Raw genomic sequence first — 15,957 nt, forward strand, 5'->3', positions numbered from 1 at the left:
TCAAAACCGGAAGTAGATGAACGGCTTGAAGGGATCGGCAAGTCCCTTCGCCAAAGCCGCAAGGAAGAGCATGGACAGCGCGCCGTTCGACGCCAAGGCGAAGCGCTGCGCCGCGACGCCCCAATCGAAGTCCTTGGCGTAAAGCGACAGGCGCTGCGCGACGCAGATTGCCGCGGCGACCAGCGCCACGACAATATATTCGGGAGGAATGGCGACAGGCGCGCTGGCTTGCGCCCATGGAGTCGCCATCAACGCGAGCAGCGCGCCGGCCTGCGACAGAGAGGTTGCGCGAAAGAATGTCCAGCCGACGATCACGATGATCATCGCAATCACATTTGCGAGCCAGTCCGGCAACCGCTGCAGGCGATTGACGAGAAAGAGCCGATCAAGCACGAGGAACACGCCATTATAGGCGCCCCAGGCGATATAGGTCCAAGCCGCGCCGTGCCAGAGTCCCGAAGCGAAGAAGCAGATCCACAGATTGAGGTAGGTGCGCGCTTCGCCGCGCCGATTGCCGCCGAGCGGGAAATATAAATATTCGCGAATCCAGCTGGTGAGAGAAATGTGCCAGCGTCGCCAGAAATCGGTGATGCTTGTCGCGACATAGGGCATGTTGAAATTTTCAAGCAGCCGAAAGCCGAACATGCGCGCCAGCCCGATCGCCATGTCGGAATAGCCGGAAAAATCGAAATAGATTTGGAAGGTGAAGAACAGCACGCCCGCCCAGGCCTCCGCGAAGCCAAGGGAGCTGACGTCATGCGCGAAGATCAGGTCCGCGCCGCTAGCAAGCGTATCGGCGAAGAGCAGCTTCTTCACGACGCCGAGCATGAAGCGGGAAAAGCCCACGATAAAGTCGTCGACGTCGGCGTGCGGCATCGCCTCGAATTGGCGCGCGATGTCGTGATATTTGATGATCGGGCCGGCGAGGAGCTTGGGAAAGAAAAAGACGTAAAGCCCATAAAGCAGCGAACTACGCGCCGGCGCCGTGACGCCGCGATAGACGTCGACGAGATAGGTGATCTTTTCAAAGACGATGAAGCTGACGCCGATCGGCAGCGCGATCTGCGGGATGTTGATCCCCGGCAGCGTCAACGCCTTCAAAAGCGCGTCGACATTGAGCGCCAGAAAACCCGTATATTTGTAATAGATAAGGATCGCGAGATTGCCGACGACGCCGAGCGCCAGCCAGCGTTTGGATGTGTCGCTCGCGGCCGATGTCGCGATCTTCTGCGCCACATAGAGGTCGAGCCCGACTGACGCGAAGACAAGGAAGATGAAGACCGGCTCGCTCCAAGCGTAAAAGGCGACGCTTGCCGCAAGCAAGATGACGGCCCGCCGCCAGCGGACTTCTCCAAAGAAGAGATACAGGAGGTAAACCGCCGGGCCGAACAGGAACAGGAACAGCGGCTCGTAGAAAAGCATGATTGTCCTGCGTTTCTCGGCGCGCTGGCGCGAGCGCGAGGCCTGCGGCTTTTACCAAAAGCCCAGCAGTGGAGCAAGAAAGCGGCCTCGGAGGTTCTAACGTGCTATCGCGAGGCGTGACGACGGCCCGCTCTCTTCTCCCGCGGCGCGAAGCGCCGGATCGAAGAACTCGCCGACAAGCAAGAAACACCGACCCCTCCCAACCCTCCCCCGCTTCGCGGGAGAGGGGGGATCGCGCCCATCATTAGGGCCGCGGACCGCTCACCGGCCGAGCAACTCGACGCCGGCGAGTCGGGCGAATTTGCGGTCGAACGTCACCGTCCTTTGACACTGTCGCGACCTGCCCACCTCGTGAATGATCGCGTCGACAAGATCGACGCTGGAATGATTCAGCGCCGCACGCACGGCGTTTGCCTCGCCGATGACAATCTGCCGCGTATCGAGAAGCGCTTTGATGATCGAAACAACCTCCGTCCTTTTCAGATCATAGCGGCTTTCGAGCACCCAAATGATCTCGCAAAGAACGATCGCCGAAATGAACCCTGGATCGCCGGCCGTCAGCGCCTCTTCGATAAATCGCGTCGCGGCTTTGGCTTGCTCGCGGTCGTCCTGGGCGAGGTAGCGAACGAGCACGTTTGTATCGAGTGCTATCACTTTTCGCTGGCCCGGCTTCGGATCGCCGCTTCCATTGCCTCGAGCGTGACTGGCGTCGCGGGCGCCGGAACAACGCCTTTAAGGCGTCGTATGTCTCCAGAGGCGGCGCGAACGAGAAAGGCGTCGCCGCTTGTCTGTTCGAAAACCAGACTGTCGCCAGTATCTACCCGCAAGGCTCGGCGTACTTCGGCGGGCAGAGTGATTTGACCCTTGCTGGTTAGGGTCGCCTTCGACATTGGGGGCCAAGCTCCTTCTCGTTAGAACTCCTTACATATCGTAAGGGGCCATTAATTTCAACCAGAACTCTCAAGCCGGGCTCGCTTGCGCGGGCGCCGCGTTGCGCCTATCACCCGGCCTCATGACTTCCCAAAGCGATTTCACCCCAAAATCCGACTTCCTGCGCGCGCTAATCGAGCGCGGCTTCGTGCATCAATGCTCCGATTTCGAGGGCCTGGACGAGAAGGCGCGCTCCGGCGCGCTTTCCGCCTATATCGGCTTTGACTGCACGGCGCCGTCGCTGCACGTCGGGTCGCTGCTGCCGATCATGATGCTCGCCTGGCTGCAGCGCGCCGGCGGCAAGCCGTTGCCGCTGATGGGCGGCGGCACGACTCGCGTCGGCGATCCTTCCGGCAAGGACGAGAGCCGCAAGCTGCTCACCGTCGAGCAGATCGACGCCAACAAGGCGTCGATCCGGACCGTCTTCGAACGCTTTCTCACCTTTGGCGACGGCGCCACAGACGCGCTGATGCTCGACAACGCCGACTGGCTGGCGGGTTTAAACTACATAGACTTCCTGCGCGACGTCGGCCGCCATTTCTCCGTCAACCGCATGCTGACGATGGATTCGGTGAAGCTGCGTCTCGAACGCGAGCATGAACTCTCCTTCATCGAGTTCAACTACATGTGCCTGCAGGCATACGACTTCGTCGAGATCAACAGGCGTTACGGCGCGCTGCTGCAGATGGGCGGCTCGGACCAATGGGGCAACATCGTCACGGGCCTTGATCTCGGACGCCGCATGGGCTGCCCGCAACTCTACGCGCTCACCTCGCCGCTGCTCACGACGTCCTCGGGCGCGAAGATGGGCAAGACCGCCGCCGGCGCCATCTGGCTCAACGCCGATATGCTGTCGCCCTATGACTACTGGCAGTATTGGCGCAATACGGAAGACGCCGACGTCGCCCGCTTTCTGAGGCTTTTCACCTTCCTGCCGATGGAAGAGATCGCTCGGCTCGCGGCGCTGCAGGGCGCCGAAATCAACGAAGCCAAGAAGACTCTCGCGACGGAGGCGACGGCGCTCATTCACGGCCGCGCGGCGGCGGATGAGGCGGCGGATACCGCGCGCACGACGTTCGAAGAAGGCGCGCTCGCTTTGTCACTCCCCAAGGTCGCCGTTTCGGCTGAGGAAGTCGCCGCCGGCCTCGGCGTGCTGACGGCTTTCGTCAAAGCCGGTCTCGTCGCGTCGACCGGCGAAGCGCGACGCCAGATCAAGGGCGGCGGGCTGCGCGTCAATGATGCGCCGGTGACCGACGAACGCACCGTCATCGGCGAAGCGGCGTTTGCGAGCGACGGCGTCGTCAAACTCTCGCTCGGCAAGAAGAAGCACGTGCTGCTCGAGCGTGCGTAAGCTCGAAGACTACCGCTGCTGCGGCATTCGCGCGGTGCCGTCGATGACGCCCATGATCTTGCGCATCAACCCCGGCGCGATCGCCGAGAGCGGATTGACGTTGATCGAGGGCGATGAGAGCGCGCCATAGAGGCGATAGCTCAGCGCAAAGACGCCTTCATGCTGCCCGCCGGCGAGCACGACGCCGACGACCGGAATATTCGACAACAGATTGTTCAACGCATAGGCGGGGACATATGAGCCCACAAGGTCCAGCCGCTCGCGCGGGAAGTCGATGTAGCCATCGAAGGTGAGGCCGATCTCGGGACCCGACAGCACGCCCTCGCGCACGGTAAGCTGTCCGCCCGACCAGCTGAAGTCGCTCTCCAACCTGCCGACGCGAACGAGGTCGGGGTCGATGCGGTAGTTGCCGCGATCGTCCGCGCGCGCCGTTCCGCTTTGCGCCATCAGCTGACGCACGGTCGGTTCGCCGCGCACGAAGAAGTCGCGAATGCGCAAAGCGCCATCGGCGCGGTTTTGACTAAGCTGTACGGTCGCGGTCAGGGCGCCGCTGTCCATCTTCCGATAGATGTCAAAGAAGGAGAGCAGCGAGCCGCCGTCGTTTGTCGCAATTTCGAGTTGCGACTGGTTATCCTGACCGCGCCCCATGCCAACCGTGAGCTGCTCGCGGCCGAAAAAGCCCTTAAGCGCCACCCCGCGGGGCTTGCCGCCGCGACGCTCCAATTTCAGTTCGACGTTTGAGAGAATTTGCTTGCCGTAGCCGGTGACGATCGGCGACTTGAAGTCGAGATCGAGGTCGTCGACGCTGCCCTTGCCGCGTTCGGCACGCAGCAATCCCTGCATGATCGGACGTGCGTCGAAATTCGCGCCGCGCGCGACGATCTTCACCAGTTCGCCGCTGCGCTGCACGTCGACGCGCATGTCGTCTCCGGGCGAGAGCCGCGCCTGCGCGAGACGGGCCGCGCGGAATGCGCCTTCACGGCCAAATTCGATGACGCCCTGCGCCTGCGTCGGTCCGGCGTCGAACACGAATTGTTCGAGCGACATCGCCTCGCCGTGGCGCGTCAGCGTGAACGAAGACTTTGCCGGCTTTCCCGCCGGCTTCATCAGGCCCGGGAGCGGATTGTCGAAATTCGTCCGGGTAAGATCGAGTTCGATCTGCGTATCGACGTTCTCGACCGGGATCGGCGTGCGTATCGTCGCGAGAATCGGGCCGCTGACGCCGGCGATGGCATAGCCGGCGCGCTGGCGCGCCGCATCGTCAAAAGTGAATGCGACCTGCGCCTGTGCGGGACCCTTATCGCCAAAGCCGCGGCGCACGTCGAGGGTCGCCGGCGCGCCAAAGAGTCGGCCGGTTCCGTTGACGCGCAGTCCGGCCCGGTCAGCGACGATATGCAGCGCGCCGCTCTCGAGCTTCTCCCGGCCGATCAGCTTATCGATCACAAGGTTCGACGTCGTCGCATCGATGGCGAAAGTCGTCGCCGCGTCGCGCGCGGTCGCCCCTGTCTCGAAATCGACGCGCAGCCGACCCTCGATGGTTCCTTTCAGCTCGCTCGCTTCGACGGGGACAGACGCGTGGTCGGCGATCGCGGGCAATGAAAGCAGGTCAGACACGGCTTCGACGTCGCCGCCCACGGCGACCTCGACCATCGCGGGCGTCGGGCGCAGCGCGCTGTCGGCGACCAGGAAGCGGCCGGACGACAGGGCGAGGCGTCGCCCTGGCCCAGTCTCCATGACGCCTGAAGTCGCGTCGAAAGACGCCGTCTGCCCGGTGATCCGCAGTCGCCCGTTGATGCCGGTGAGCGGCGCCATGCCCGGCAGGATGTCGGAGACTGTCGCATCAACGATGTCGCCCTCGGCGAACAGCGAGCGATCCGGCGGCGCCTGCTCATAGCGCATCGCGTTTAGCGCCGCGCCGTCGAAATCGGCGGCATATTGGGCGCGCTTTAAGACGCCGACCGGCACATGATCGACGAACCAGGTGCGCACGGACGGCGCGACATGGGTCGGCCATAGACGCGCGAGCGCGCGTATCTGCGTCTCCTCGATTCCCATCTTGAGTATGACGCGGATGTCGTCGCGCCAACTCAATACGCCGTTGAGGTCGACGCGCGCATCGGGACCGGCAAAGGCGAATTTATCGAAGACCATCTGGCGTTCGTCACGAAACAGGCGCGCATTGAGCAGTCCGTTGTCAATGCGGACATTCTTCTCTCCGGCGCGCTCGGGCGCGACCACGGTTGGCGCTTTCAGGCGCAACGCGATCGTCCATGGCCCATCCAGGCGCGCCGCATCGGCGATGGTCTTCGCCCCGTCAGGTGGGCGCGCCTCGCCGACGATGGTCATGTCGAAACCGCCGGCCTTGAACACAAGCGGCGCGACGGCGACCTTGCGCGCGGCCCTGTCCCAAACCGCCACGCCGGCGATCTTTTCGATCATCACCGGCTCGTGATCTGGCTCGTCGAAGCGGAAATAGCCCCGGCCGATCTCCATTTGACCCGATGCTTCGAGAACCTCGTCGCCCGGACCGAGCGCAAATCTCAGGTCGAACGAGAGCGGCGCGTCGGTGTCGAAGCGGGTTGTGCGGAAGCCGCCGGCAAGCGAAATCTCGTCGATCGAGAAATTACGAAACTGCGCGTGGAAATCGCGCCGTCCTCCCGGAGCCCCCTTTGCGACGGCGACGGCCGTCCAACGCCCCGAGGGACCATTGGCCGCCGCGGAAAAGCGCATGCCGGCGCCGCCCTTGTCGAGGCTGAGCGTCACGTCTTCATAGCGGATGGCGCGGTCGATCGTGCGGTCGTCGATGGTGAGCCGGCCGTGCGCCACGCCGAGACGATCGAGCGCGGCGATTGGACTGTTCGGGCTCGTGGCGAAGTCCATGAGCCCGCGCAGGGCGCCCGCCGCGTCGCGCAGCAGAGTCACGCGCTCCGACCCGGCGCCGTTCGCTGGCGCGCCGGGCGCAATCGCTGGCGCCGGCGCAGGAACAGGTTGCGCGCCGGCTGAAATCTCGACGGCGCCGTCTGGATTGACCGACAGGCGCAAGTCCAGATCAAGAACCTCCAGCCGGCGCAGCTTTATGCGGCCGATCAGCAAGGAGCGAAGGTCGAGCGACAGCTCCGCGCGCGGCGCCGCGACGATGGGACGACCGTCTTTCTTGACGATGAAATTGTCGACGGACAGCGTCGGGCCATGATCGCCATTGCCGATCGCAGCGGCGCCCAGCGAAAACTCGTACCGGCCGCCTGCAAGTTCGTCGAGCGATTCGACGATACGCGGCGCGAGCCAGGCAAAGGTGATGGAGCCTTGCGAAAGCAGCAGGAAGAAACCGCCGAACGTCAGCGTGCACAGCAGCGTTGCGGCAAGCCCGCTGAGCATGAGCAGGCGGGGAAGTCCGCGGCGCGGCGCCCGAAAAAATGGCGGTCGCCACGCTGCGCGACAGGCCCGCTGAATCGCGCGCCGCGCCCCGTCGACGACGACTCCGCCGCCGCTAGGCTTGCGCCCCGTCCTGTCGGTCAATTGGCCTCGCTCTCGGCTCGATCGCAGCGCGGACGCGGGCAATGCGCCGGTCTTGCCGGCTGGCGCGCAGTCTGCATTCTACGCACTGATTTTAGCTGCAGATGCGACGAAAGGAAGGCGCCATGAGCACGACCGTCGGCAAGGCCGAAACCACACTTAAGGAGGGGGAGAAAGAGGGAAGCTTGAAGGAGGGAGATTTGGCGCCCGCCTTCGATCTCCCAGGGGCTGGCGGCGAAAAGATCTCACTCGCCGCGCTGAAGGGCAAAAAAGTCGTGCTCTATTTTTACCCTAAGGACGACACGTCGGGCTGCACGAAGGAAGCAATAGAATTCAACGCCTTACGCGATAATTTCGCGAAGGTGAAGGCCGTGGTCGTCGGCATGTCGCCGGACCCCATCAAGAACCACGACAAATTCCGTGCGAAATATCAGTTGTCGCTGCCTCTCGCGTCAGATGAGGGAAAGGACACGCTCGGTGCCTATGGCGTCTGGGTCGAGAAAAGCATGTATGGCCGAAAATATATGGGCGTCGAGCGCACGACGGTGCTCATCGGTCCGGACGGGCGCATCGCCAAGATTTGGCGCAAGGTGAAGGTTCCGGGCCACGCCGAGGAGGTTCTGGCGGCAGCCAAGGCGCTGTAACGCGCGCCTTTCCGCCTCCGGGCTTCAATTGTGGTCGTGTTCGGCTTCGGAAGGCGCGGCATCGGCCGGCGTCGCCGCGCCCGAGCCCTTTTTGGCGATGAGCCTGGCCATGTCCTGCGATCCCTTCTTCGCCGCGGCGAGGTCAGGCTTGGCCGCCAGCGCCGCGTCGTAATCGGTCTTGGCGCGGGCGAAGTCCTTCTTGGCCCGCCAGGCGTTGGCGCGGTTGACAAGCGCGCCGACGTAGCTGGCGTCGATTTTCAGCGCGGCGTCGAAGTCGGCGATCGCCTTATCGAATTCGCCCTTGGCGTAGTGGCAGGCGCCGCGTCCGTTGCGCGCCGCCGCGAGTTTGGGATCGCGCTTCGCCGCCTCGGAAAATGCGGCGATGGCGCGGTCATGATCGCCTTTCCCGTGATACAGCGCGCCCGCCGCGACGTCCGGGGCCGTTGATTTTGGGTCGGCCTTCGCCGCGTCCCCGAGATCGGCGAGAGCCTTCTCGACATCGCCTTTCGCGCGCCAAACATAGGCGCGCGCCAGAAGCGCGGCGGCGTTCTTCTTGTCCGCGGCGATCGCCTGATCATAGTCGGCGAGCGCGCTGTCGAGGTCGCCCTTGGCATGATGCGCGGCGCCGCGTGCGGCCAGAATCACCGATGATTTGGGTTCAAACTCCAGCGCTTTGCCAAAGTCCTCGAGCGCGTGCGCGTAGTCGCCTTTCGCCTGATAAGCGCCGGCGCGGTTGACATAGGCCGCCACCTTGTTGTGCGGGGTCTCCTTGTCGATCTCCTGAATGACGAGCGTGCAGCCTGCGATGCGCGCGTCGGGGTCAGGCGCGCGGCACTGGCCCCACGCGGGGCTGACGCCGCCCTTATGCGCAGCCATGGCGGGCGCGCTGACGACGAGAAGTGAAGCGGCGATGACAGCCGCCGGACACCGCGCGCGCGCGGCCGCGCGCGCTGCGAGAGTGAGACGCTCATGCATGAATTGGGTGGCTCCCCGGATTGAGTGGCGGCGGCATGCTACCCCATCAGGCATCGGCCGCAACTTGGAAATCTTGGAATTCCAGAGCCCAGGGCTGTCTTTTTGCGACAGTTGAGCGGTCTACGCGCCCCCTGCTGGACCGCATCGGCGCCACGTTGCAGCTTTTCGCCCGGTCCAGTTGCGGACGTGGCGTCCGATGGTCTGCGAATTTTCTGTAAAACCGTGTATTTTGGTCGGGCCGAAGCCGGCCGAGCGCCGCTGAAACGTCCGAAGTCGCTCCTTGGGACTTCAGACCTGGACCAAAAACGTTTAGAACCAATTCAATGAGTCTTCTTACCACCAATCCCGAACTGACGGCGGTCTGCGACCGTTTCGCTCAGCATCCATTCGTCACGGTCGACACCGAATTCTTGCGCGAAACCACGTTCTGGCCGCAGGTCTGCGTGATCCAGCTGGCGTCGCCGGAAGAGGCTGTGGCGATCGACGCCCTTGCAGAAGACCTTGATCTTGCGCCTTTTTTCGGGCTCATGGCCAATCCCGACGTCGTCAAGGTGTTCCATGCCGCGCGCCAGGATCTCGAGATCATCTGGCGCCTCGCCCGACTCATCCCTGCGCCGATCTTCGATACGCAGGTCGCCGCCATGGTCTGCGGATTCGGCGAACAGGCGTCCTATCTCGAACTGGTGAAAGCGATCACGCGCGCCAGTCTCGACAAATCGTCGCGATTCACCGACTGGTCGCGCCGACCGCTGTCAAACGCCCAGATCGAATACGCCATCGCCGACGTCACCCATCTTCGCGACATATACACCGCCTTGCGGGCGCGGCTCGAACGTTCCAATCGCCTCGAATGGCTTGTGGACGAGATGCAGACGCTCACCTCGCCCGCGACCTATGAGCAGCATCCCGAAAACGCCTGGGAACGGCTTCGCCATCGCGCCCGCAAGCCGCGCGATCTCGCCGTTCTGATGGAGCTGGCCGCCTGGCGCGAGTTCGAAGCGCAAACGCGCGACGTGCCGCGTTCGCGCGTCCTGAAGGACGACGTGCTCCTCGAGATTGCTCAAGCCGCGCCGCGCTCTGTCGAAGCGCTCGGCAATTTGCGGTCCTTTCCAAAGGGCATGGAGCGCTCCCGCGCGGGAACCGAAATCATCGCCGCTGTGGAGCGCGGCCTTGCGCGCGATCCCGCGACAGTGCCCCGCATCGAGCGCGACCGACGCAATTCAAACGGCGCGACGGTCGAGTTGCTCAAGGTGTTGCTGCGTCAAGTGTCGGAGGAGACGGGCGTCGCCGCCAAGATGATCGCGACGGTCGAAGATCTCGAAGCCGTCGCGCATGACGATCACGCCGACGTTCAGGCGCTGAAGGGCTGGCGCCGCGCGATCTTCGGCGAAAAGGCGTTGGAGTTGAAGCGGGGCCGCCTCGCGCTTTCGGTGGAAAATGGCCGGGTCGTCACCTTTGACTGGCAAGCGGCGGACGAACCCGCGAACGCCGAATAAGCCTCAAGGTTCCGCCGCAGCGCAGCATGCCGCTGCGCCATTTTTGCGCGCAGGCAAGCGACTGACGGATATTTGTGCGCCATTAAATACCATTGAATATCATATAGATAATGCGACATTACGATAAGTTATTGCAGTGCGGTGTTGTCGTGCTGCAATGCGGTAACTACCTTCCATCCCGAGTGGGGCGCAGTTCGCTGCGACGGTTTCGCGTTACGCCGGCCCCGCTCCGAAACGGAAGGATAAGATATGACTACAGGAAATCGAATTGTCGCGGCGGCGCTCGGCGGAGCGCTGTGCCTTGCAGCAAGCTCGGGCCTGTCCGCCGCTGACGCCTCCTTGACGATGAAGCCACTCATGGCGGCGAGCTTTGACGCTGGCTCAAAACATGTCGTGAGCTATTTCGTGGGCGGCGAGAACGGCTGCCGTCTGACCATGATGGTCATCGATTCCGCGCTGGACCAGGATCCGACGCCGGCGACCCAGGCGACGCGCCTCGTCGTCACCGTCACGGACGGAAAGGCGGCGTTTTTCGACTCTGCCGTCGGCACATCCCTGCGCTTCAACTGCGCCGCTGGCGCACAGACCATGCGCGTGGACAAGATCAATCGAGTCGCTCGCGCGCCAGCTGAGTAAAGATCAGAAGCGGCGCGTCCCGTGACGCGCCGCCAAGACCCAGAAACGCCAAGCGCGTCAGTGCGACAGGAACAAGCGCGTCAGTGCGACAGGAATTTGAACGGCTCGGCGGGAACGAATTTGTCCGAAACTTCGCCCGCCAGAATCGGGCTGCCCGCAAGGTCGAGCTTCGCGGGCTTGGCGCCCGGTTCGAGCTTCAGTTTCGTCAGCTCCACCCAAAAAATCGAAGGGTTCAGCGTCGGCTCGAAATAATAGAGCCGATCCTTGATGTCGGTGACCGAACGCCATCGCGTCGAGGCGATGTTCGGCTCCTGCGGCGTTGATATCCCAAGCGGCACCGAGACGTTCCGAATGATGGCAAAGACGCTGGCGATCGCCACGCGCTTGTCGTCGACTTTCGGCGTCGCGTCTAAATTCCAACTGGCGCGGGCGAAGCGATCGGACGCGCGATGCGTGCCGGGAAGGAATTTCGACCCCCCGATCTCGACCCAGTAGGTGTTGAGCGCAAGCTGCTGATCGAAGGGCGGGGAGTTAGTCATCACCGTGTATTTTGGGTTGTGATGAATGACGAGCTTGCCGCCGAGATATTCGAGTATGGCGCTGTCGCCTGACTGATCGGCCAGCGCCATATGGCTCGCCGCTTTGACGCCGCCGGGAAGATCGGGCGCGACGATCGCGAAGGGCTCCTTTTGCAGCGCCTTCACCGCATCGGCGACATTCGCGTAGTTGTCGAGAACATATTGCGCCCAGCCGCCGACGGACAGCAGCGGCTTCTTGGAGGCCTTCGGGTCTCCGTAATCCGCCTCGGCCAGATAGAGAAGATTAACCGCGAGCCCTGCGTCGTTCATACCTTCAGCCGTGGCCGCGTTGTAAAAGTCGGCGATGAGCGACCCATATTTCGAGGTCCATTTGATCGATCCCGGACCAACGCCGCCGTCGCGCGCCATGCCGCGCGGGAAGGACCACAGGTTGGTTCGCGGATCGACGTCCCAGTCCATCGTCCGACCCACAAGATAGTCCTTGTCGCTGGTCCCATAGAGCACGCGCGTGCAGGCCTCGGCGCTCGCGCTCATCAATGCGACCGCGACGGCGGCCGACAGAAGCCCTTTTGCGAATTGCTTGTCCATATCGAATTCCTTTCAAATAAGTTCGTTGGAGAGTGAACCTTGGTTCAGGGCGCGACCTCTATCTGCGCGTCGGCGCCCATGAGCTTGCCGAGCGCCTTCAGACGATTGAGCACGCGCTCGCTCGCAAGATCGGCGTAAGCGGCAGGCAAAGTGAGCGTCGCCGCGCGATCGCAGACCCGCAAGCGCGTGCGCGGCAACACGCCGGGCATCGACGCTGACAATAAATAGGCGACCCGCATGAGCGCCCCGAGAATGCGCGCGCGCGCGAACAGTCGCGTCGTCAACAGCGTGCGCAAATCCGAAAGGCCCTCCACCCCGTCGAGTCCTTCGTGCCGGAAGACGATTGCAAGCGACAGGAAGGCGCGGCCGGGATGATCAATGGCGACGAAGGGCCCCTGCGTCACGATGTTCATGGCGCGCTGCGCGCGATATTCCGGATGAGCGCGCCACGCGATGTCGGAGAGCAGGCAGGCGGCGTGGCGCAGCCGGCGCTCCTCGTCGGTTTCGTCTATGCCGCTCTTTTCCATATAGGCGTCCGTCCAATCGATGAGATCGTCGCCATAGCCCGGCGCGCGGGCGAATGTCGCTTCCAATTCGCGCGTCGCCGCGATCAAGGGGTCGACGCGCCGCTCGGCCGGCGACAGGCGCTCATACAACAAGCCCTCACGCACGCCCGCGGCTGAAATGACGATTTCGCGAGGCTTGGCGCGGCGGATGATCTCGTCAAGCACGATTGCGCCATAGGCGAGCAGAGGCCGGCGCGCCGCCGAAACGAAGTCGATGTCCTCAAGCGCCTCACTGTCGATATGTTCGACAAGCTCAGCGAAGTCTGCGGCTTCGCTCGTCTGGATGCGGTAATGATGCATGACGCCGAGCGCATAGTTGCGCTGACGCATGTGAAGTTTGGCGAGCGATCGCCAAGTGCCGCCGACCGCGTAGAAGGTGCGGCCCTTAAGATGATCGAGCGGCTTCGCGTCGGCGATCGCCTTGCGGGCGATGCGGGTCGCCTCGCGCATGGAGCGCCGCGAGGCGTCCATCAGCGCGAGTCCGCCGAGCGGCAGGGTGATCCCCTTGCCGAGCGCTTCCTTGTGGACGTCGATCAGTTCGAGCGACCCGCCGCCGAGGTCGCCCACGACGCCGTCCGGCTCATGGATCGCCGAAATGACGCCAAGCGCTGAAAGCTCCGCTTCTCGGCGGCCAGACAGCAGCGAAATGTCACGCCGAATGGCGTCGCGCGCCGCGTCCAGAAAAACGTCGCCGTTTTTGGCGCCGCGCACCGCCGCGGTGGCGATCACCTCGATGTCGTCGACGCCCATCGTCTCGCAAAGCGCACGATAGCGGCGCAGCGCTTTCATCGCCTTTTCGACGCCCTCGTCGGGCAGTCGGCCTGTCGTGACGACGCCCTTGCCGAGACCGCACATCGCCTTTTCGTTGAAGATCGGGGTCAGCGCGCGCGCGAGCGCCTGATAGGCGACGAGACGCACCGAATTCGAACCGATGTCGACGATTGCGACAGGTTTTGGCGCGGAGTCGGAGCGCTGCGTCGCGCCGCGCGCCGCCGCCTCAAGCATTTTGGCCGCGCTTTAAGAGCGAGCGCGGCCGCCAATCCTTGAGCGACTTGCCGCGTCCCGAAAGCGAGGGATTGGTCATGAAATATTTGTGCGCGTTGAATCGCTCCTCGCCCTCGGGCGGAACGATGCGCAGCGACGAGCCGTCCGGCAGGACGCGATAGCTCTGCTCATTGTCGATCAGATTGGCCAGCATGATCTGATCGAGCACCTGCTGATGCACCGTCGGATTGACGATCGGCATCATCACTTCGACCCTGCGATCGAGATTGCGCTGCATCAGGTCGGCGGAAGAAATGTAGACGTGCGCGCGCGGATGCGGCAGCACATGGCCGCCGCCGAAGGCGTAGACACGCGCGTGTTCCAGAAAGCGGCCGACGATCGACTTCACGCGTATGTTGTCGGACAGTCCTGGGACGCCGGGGCGCAGACAGCAGATGCCGCGCACGATGAGTTCGACCGAGACTCCCGCCTGCGACGCCGCATAAAGGGCGTCGATGATTTCGGGATCGACAAGCGCGTTGCATTTCGCCCAAATGACGCCAGGTTTGCCGGCTTTCACAAAGGCGATTTCCTGCTCGATATGTTCGAGAAGCTTCTTCTTGAGCGAAATCGGCGACACCGACATGCGCTCGAGCCCGGCGGGCTCCGCATAGCCGGTGATGTAATTGAAGATACGCGAGATGTCGCGTCCGATCACCGGATCGGCGGTGAACACCGAAATGTCCGTGTAGATGCGCGCCGTCACCGGATGATAATTGCCGGTTCCGACATGGCAGTAGGTGACGAGGCCGTTGCCTTCCCGGCGCACGACGAGCGACAATTTGGCGTGCGTCTTGAGCTCGATGAAGCCGAAGACGACTTGCGCGCCGGCGCGTTCGAGATCGCGCGCCCAGCGAATATTCGCTTCCTCGTCGAAGCGGGCCTTCAATTCGACGAGCGCGGTGACGGATTTGCCGGCCTCCGCCGCCTCCACAAGCGCGCGAACGATCGGGCTGTTGTTGGAGGTGCGATAGAGCGTCTGCTTGATGGCGATGACATTGGGATCGCGCGCCGCCTGTTGCAGGAACTGCACGACGACGTCGAAAGATTCGTAAGGGTGATGGACCGCGAGATCCTTCTGCTTGATCGCGAGGAAACAGTCGCCGCCATTGTCGCGCACCCGTTCCGGAAAGCGCGGGTTATAGGGCTTGAATTTCAGTTCCGGCCGGTCGAGCGCGACGAGTTCGGAAAGATCGTTGAGCGCCAGCATGCCGTCGATCTCGAAAGTCTCCGGCTCGTTGACGTCGAGTTCCTCAGCAACGAGCGCGCGCAAGCTCGCCGGCATATCCGCCGCCACTTCGAGCCGGATCACCGAACCGCGCCGGCGCCGCTTCAACGCGGTCTCAAAAAGCAGCACGAGATCTTCGGCTTCTTCCTCGACTTCGAGATCGCTGTCGCGGATGACCCGGAACAGCCCCTGCGCCCGCAGCAAATAACCAGGAAACAGCCGCTGCGCGTTCATCGCGATCAGCGTTTCGAGCAGCATGAAGCGCTCACGGCCGGCAACGCCCGCCGTCGCCGGCAAACGCACGAAGCGATCGATCTTCGGCGGCAGGCGGACGAGCGCCTGCAGCGTCTTGCGATCGCCGGGGCGCACGAGTTCGAGCGCCAATGTGAAGCCGAGATTGGGGATGAAAGGAAACGGATGCGCCGGATCGACCGCGAGCGGCGTCAGCACCGGAAACACGCGGCTGAGGAAATATTCCTCAAGCCACTCGCGGTCGGCCTTGGACACGTCCGCGGGCTCGACGATAATAATGCCGACGTCTTCAATCTCAGCGCGAAGCTCGCGCCAGCGCCGCAATTGCTCGCTCGTCAACAGCGTGACGCGTTCGGTGATCTTCGTCAGCTGCTCGGCGGGCGTCAGGCCGTCCTCGGAGCGGGCCGTCACGCCGGAGCGCACCTGTCCTCGAAGGCCGGCGACGCGCACCATGAAGAATTCGTCGAGATTATTGGCCGAGATCGACAGGAAGCGTAGCTGCTCAAGCAACGGGTGGCTGCGGTTGGAGGCCTCCTCCAACACCCGGCGGTTAAATTCCAGCCAGGACAGCTCCCGGTTGATAAAACGCTGTGGAGAGACCGCGAGCTTGGCGGGATCCTCCACGAGAATCCCGTCGGCGCAATCCATAACGGCGATATCGGCGCCCGTGCGCTCGGCTGCGAGTTTATCCTGAATATGCGGCTTCATATGCGGCTTCATTTCCACTTCCCGTCTCGGCCATCATGCCACAGGCCTGTGCGGCGGCGAAACCA

General features: G+C 63.3%; 12 protein-coding genes. 4 read left to right on the top strand and 8 right to left on the bottom strand.

Going from position 1 to position 15,957, the window contains the following annotated elements; genetic code table 11:
- The 3 genes from IYX23_RS09760 to IYX23_RS20635 form a co-directional block, all read right to left on the bottom strand.
- Entirely contained in the window at positions 1-1,422 is a 1,422-nt protein-coding gene (locus IYX23_RS09760) for an MBOAT family O-acyltransferase (RefSeq protein ID WP_196392588.1), read from the bottom strand.
- Positions 1,423-1,683: 261 nt separating this feature from the next.
- Entirely contained in the window at positions 1,684-2,076 is a 393-nt protein-coding gene (locus IYX23_RS09765) for a type II toxin-antitoxin system VapC family toxin (RefSeq protein ID WP_196392589.1), read from the bottom strand.
- On the bottom strand, positions 2,073-2,312 hold the full coding sequence (locus IYX23_RS20635) for an AbrB/MazE/SpoVT family DNA-binding domain-containing protein (protein ID WP_154450938.1): 240 nt from the start codon (positions 2,310-2,312) through the stop codon (positions 2,073-2,075). The genes IYX23_RS09765 and IYX23_RS20635 overlap by 4 nt, the downstream gene beginning before the upstream one ends.
- A 122-nt stretch (positions 2,313-2,434) precedes the next feature.
- Between IYX23_RS20635 and tyrS the strand changes: the two genes are divergently transcribed.
- Complete coding sequence (tyrS, locus tag IYX23_RS09775) at positions 2,435-3,703, top strand: tyrosine--tRNA ligase (RefSeq protein ID WP_196392590.1); 1,269 nt, start codon at positions 2,435-2,437, stop codon at positions 3,701-3,703.
- A 9-nt stretch (positions 3,704-3,712) separates the two neighbouring features.
- Here the strand turns inward: tyrS and IYX23_RS09780 are convergent, their stop codons facing one another.
- Positions 3,713-7,219: an AsmA-like C-terminal region-containing protein gene (locus IYX23_RS09780; protein ID WP_196392591.1), complete on the bottom strand. Its 3,507-nt coding sequence runs from the start codon at positions 7,217-7,219 to the stop codon at positions 3,713-3,715.
- A gap of 122 nt (positions 7,220-7,341) precedes the next feature.
- On the opposite strand from IYX23_RS09780, the gene IYX23_RS09785 reads away from it, so the two are divergent.
- On the top strand, positions 7,342-7,860 hold the full coding sequence (locus IYX23_RS09785; RefSeq protein ID WP_196392592.1) for a peroxiredoxin: 519 nt from the start codon (positions 7,342-7,344) through the stop codon (positions 7,858-7,860).
- 24 nt (positions 7,861-7,884) lie between these two features.
- Here the strand turns inward: IYX23_RS09785 and IYX23_RS09790 are convergent, their stop codons facing one another.
- The gene (locus IYX23_RS09790; RefSeq protein ID WP_196392593.1) at positions 7,885-8,835 is read right to left on the bottom strand and encodes a tetratricopeptide repeat protein; all 951 of its coding nucleotides are present in this window, start codon (positions 8,833-8,835) and stop codon (positions 7,885-7,887) included.
- A 323-nt stretch (positions 8,836-9,158) separates the two neighbouring features.
- Here IYX23_RS09790 and rnd point away from each other — a divergent pair, with 323 nt between their 5' ends.
- Both rnd and IYX23_RS09800 read left to right on the top strand, forming a co-directional pair.
- Complete coding sequence (gene rnd / locus IYX23_RS09795; protein ID WP_196392594.1) at positions 9,159-10,331, top strand: ribonuclease D; 1,173 nt, start codon at positions 9,159-9,161, stop codon at positions 10,329-10,331.
- Between the two features lie 249 nt (positions 10,332-10,580).
- Entirely contained in the window at positions 10,581-10,967 is a 387-nt protein-coding gene (locus IYX23_RS09800) for a hypothetical protein (protein WP_196392595.1), read from the top strand.
- Between the two features lie 80 nt (positions 10,968-11,047).
- On the opposite strand, the gene IYX23_RS09805 is transcribed toward IYX23_RS09800, so the two are convergent.
- The 3 genes from IYX23_RS09805 to IYX23_RS09815 are packed head-to-tail and all read right to left on the bottom strand — an operon-like array spanning position 11,048 to position 15,892.
- A complete protein-coding gene (locus IYX23_RS09805) occupies positions 11,048-12,094 on the bottom strand; it encodes a linear amide C-N hydrolase (protein WP_196392596.1) in 1,047 nt (348 codons plus the stop codon).
- A 44-nt stretch (positions 12,095-12,138) separates the two neighbouring features.
- The gene (gene ppx / locus IYX23_RS09810; protein WP_196392597.1) at positions 12,139-13,665 is read right to left on the bottom strand and encodes an exopolyphosphatase; all 1,527 of its coding nucleotides are present in this window, start codon (positions 13,663-13,665) and stop codon (positions 12,139-12,141) included.
- Positions 13,658-15,892: an RNA degradosome polyphosphate kinase gene (locus IYX23_RS09815; protein ID WP_196392636.1), complete on the bottom strand. Its 2,235-nt coding sequence runs from the start codon at positions 15,890-15,892 to the stop codon at positions 13,658-13,660. Before IYX23_RS09815 ends, ppx begins: the two co-directional genes overlap by 8 nt.
- Between the last annotated feature and the right edge of the window lie 65 nt (positions 15,893-15,957).

This window comes from Methylocystis sp. L43 (assembly GCF_015709525.1).
GTDB lineage: Bacteria > Pseudomonadota > Alphaproteobacteria > Rhizobiales > Beijerinckiaceae > Methylocystis.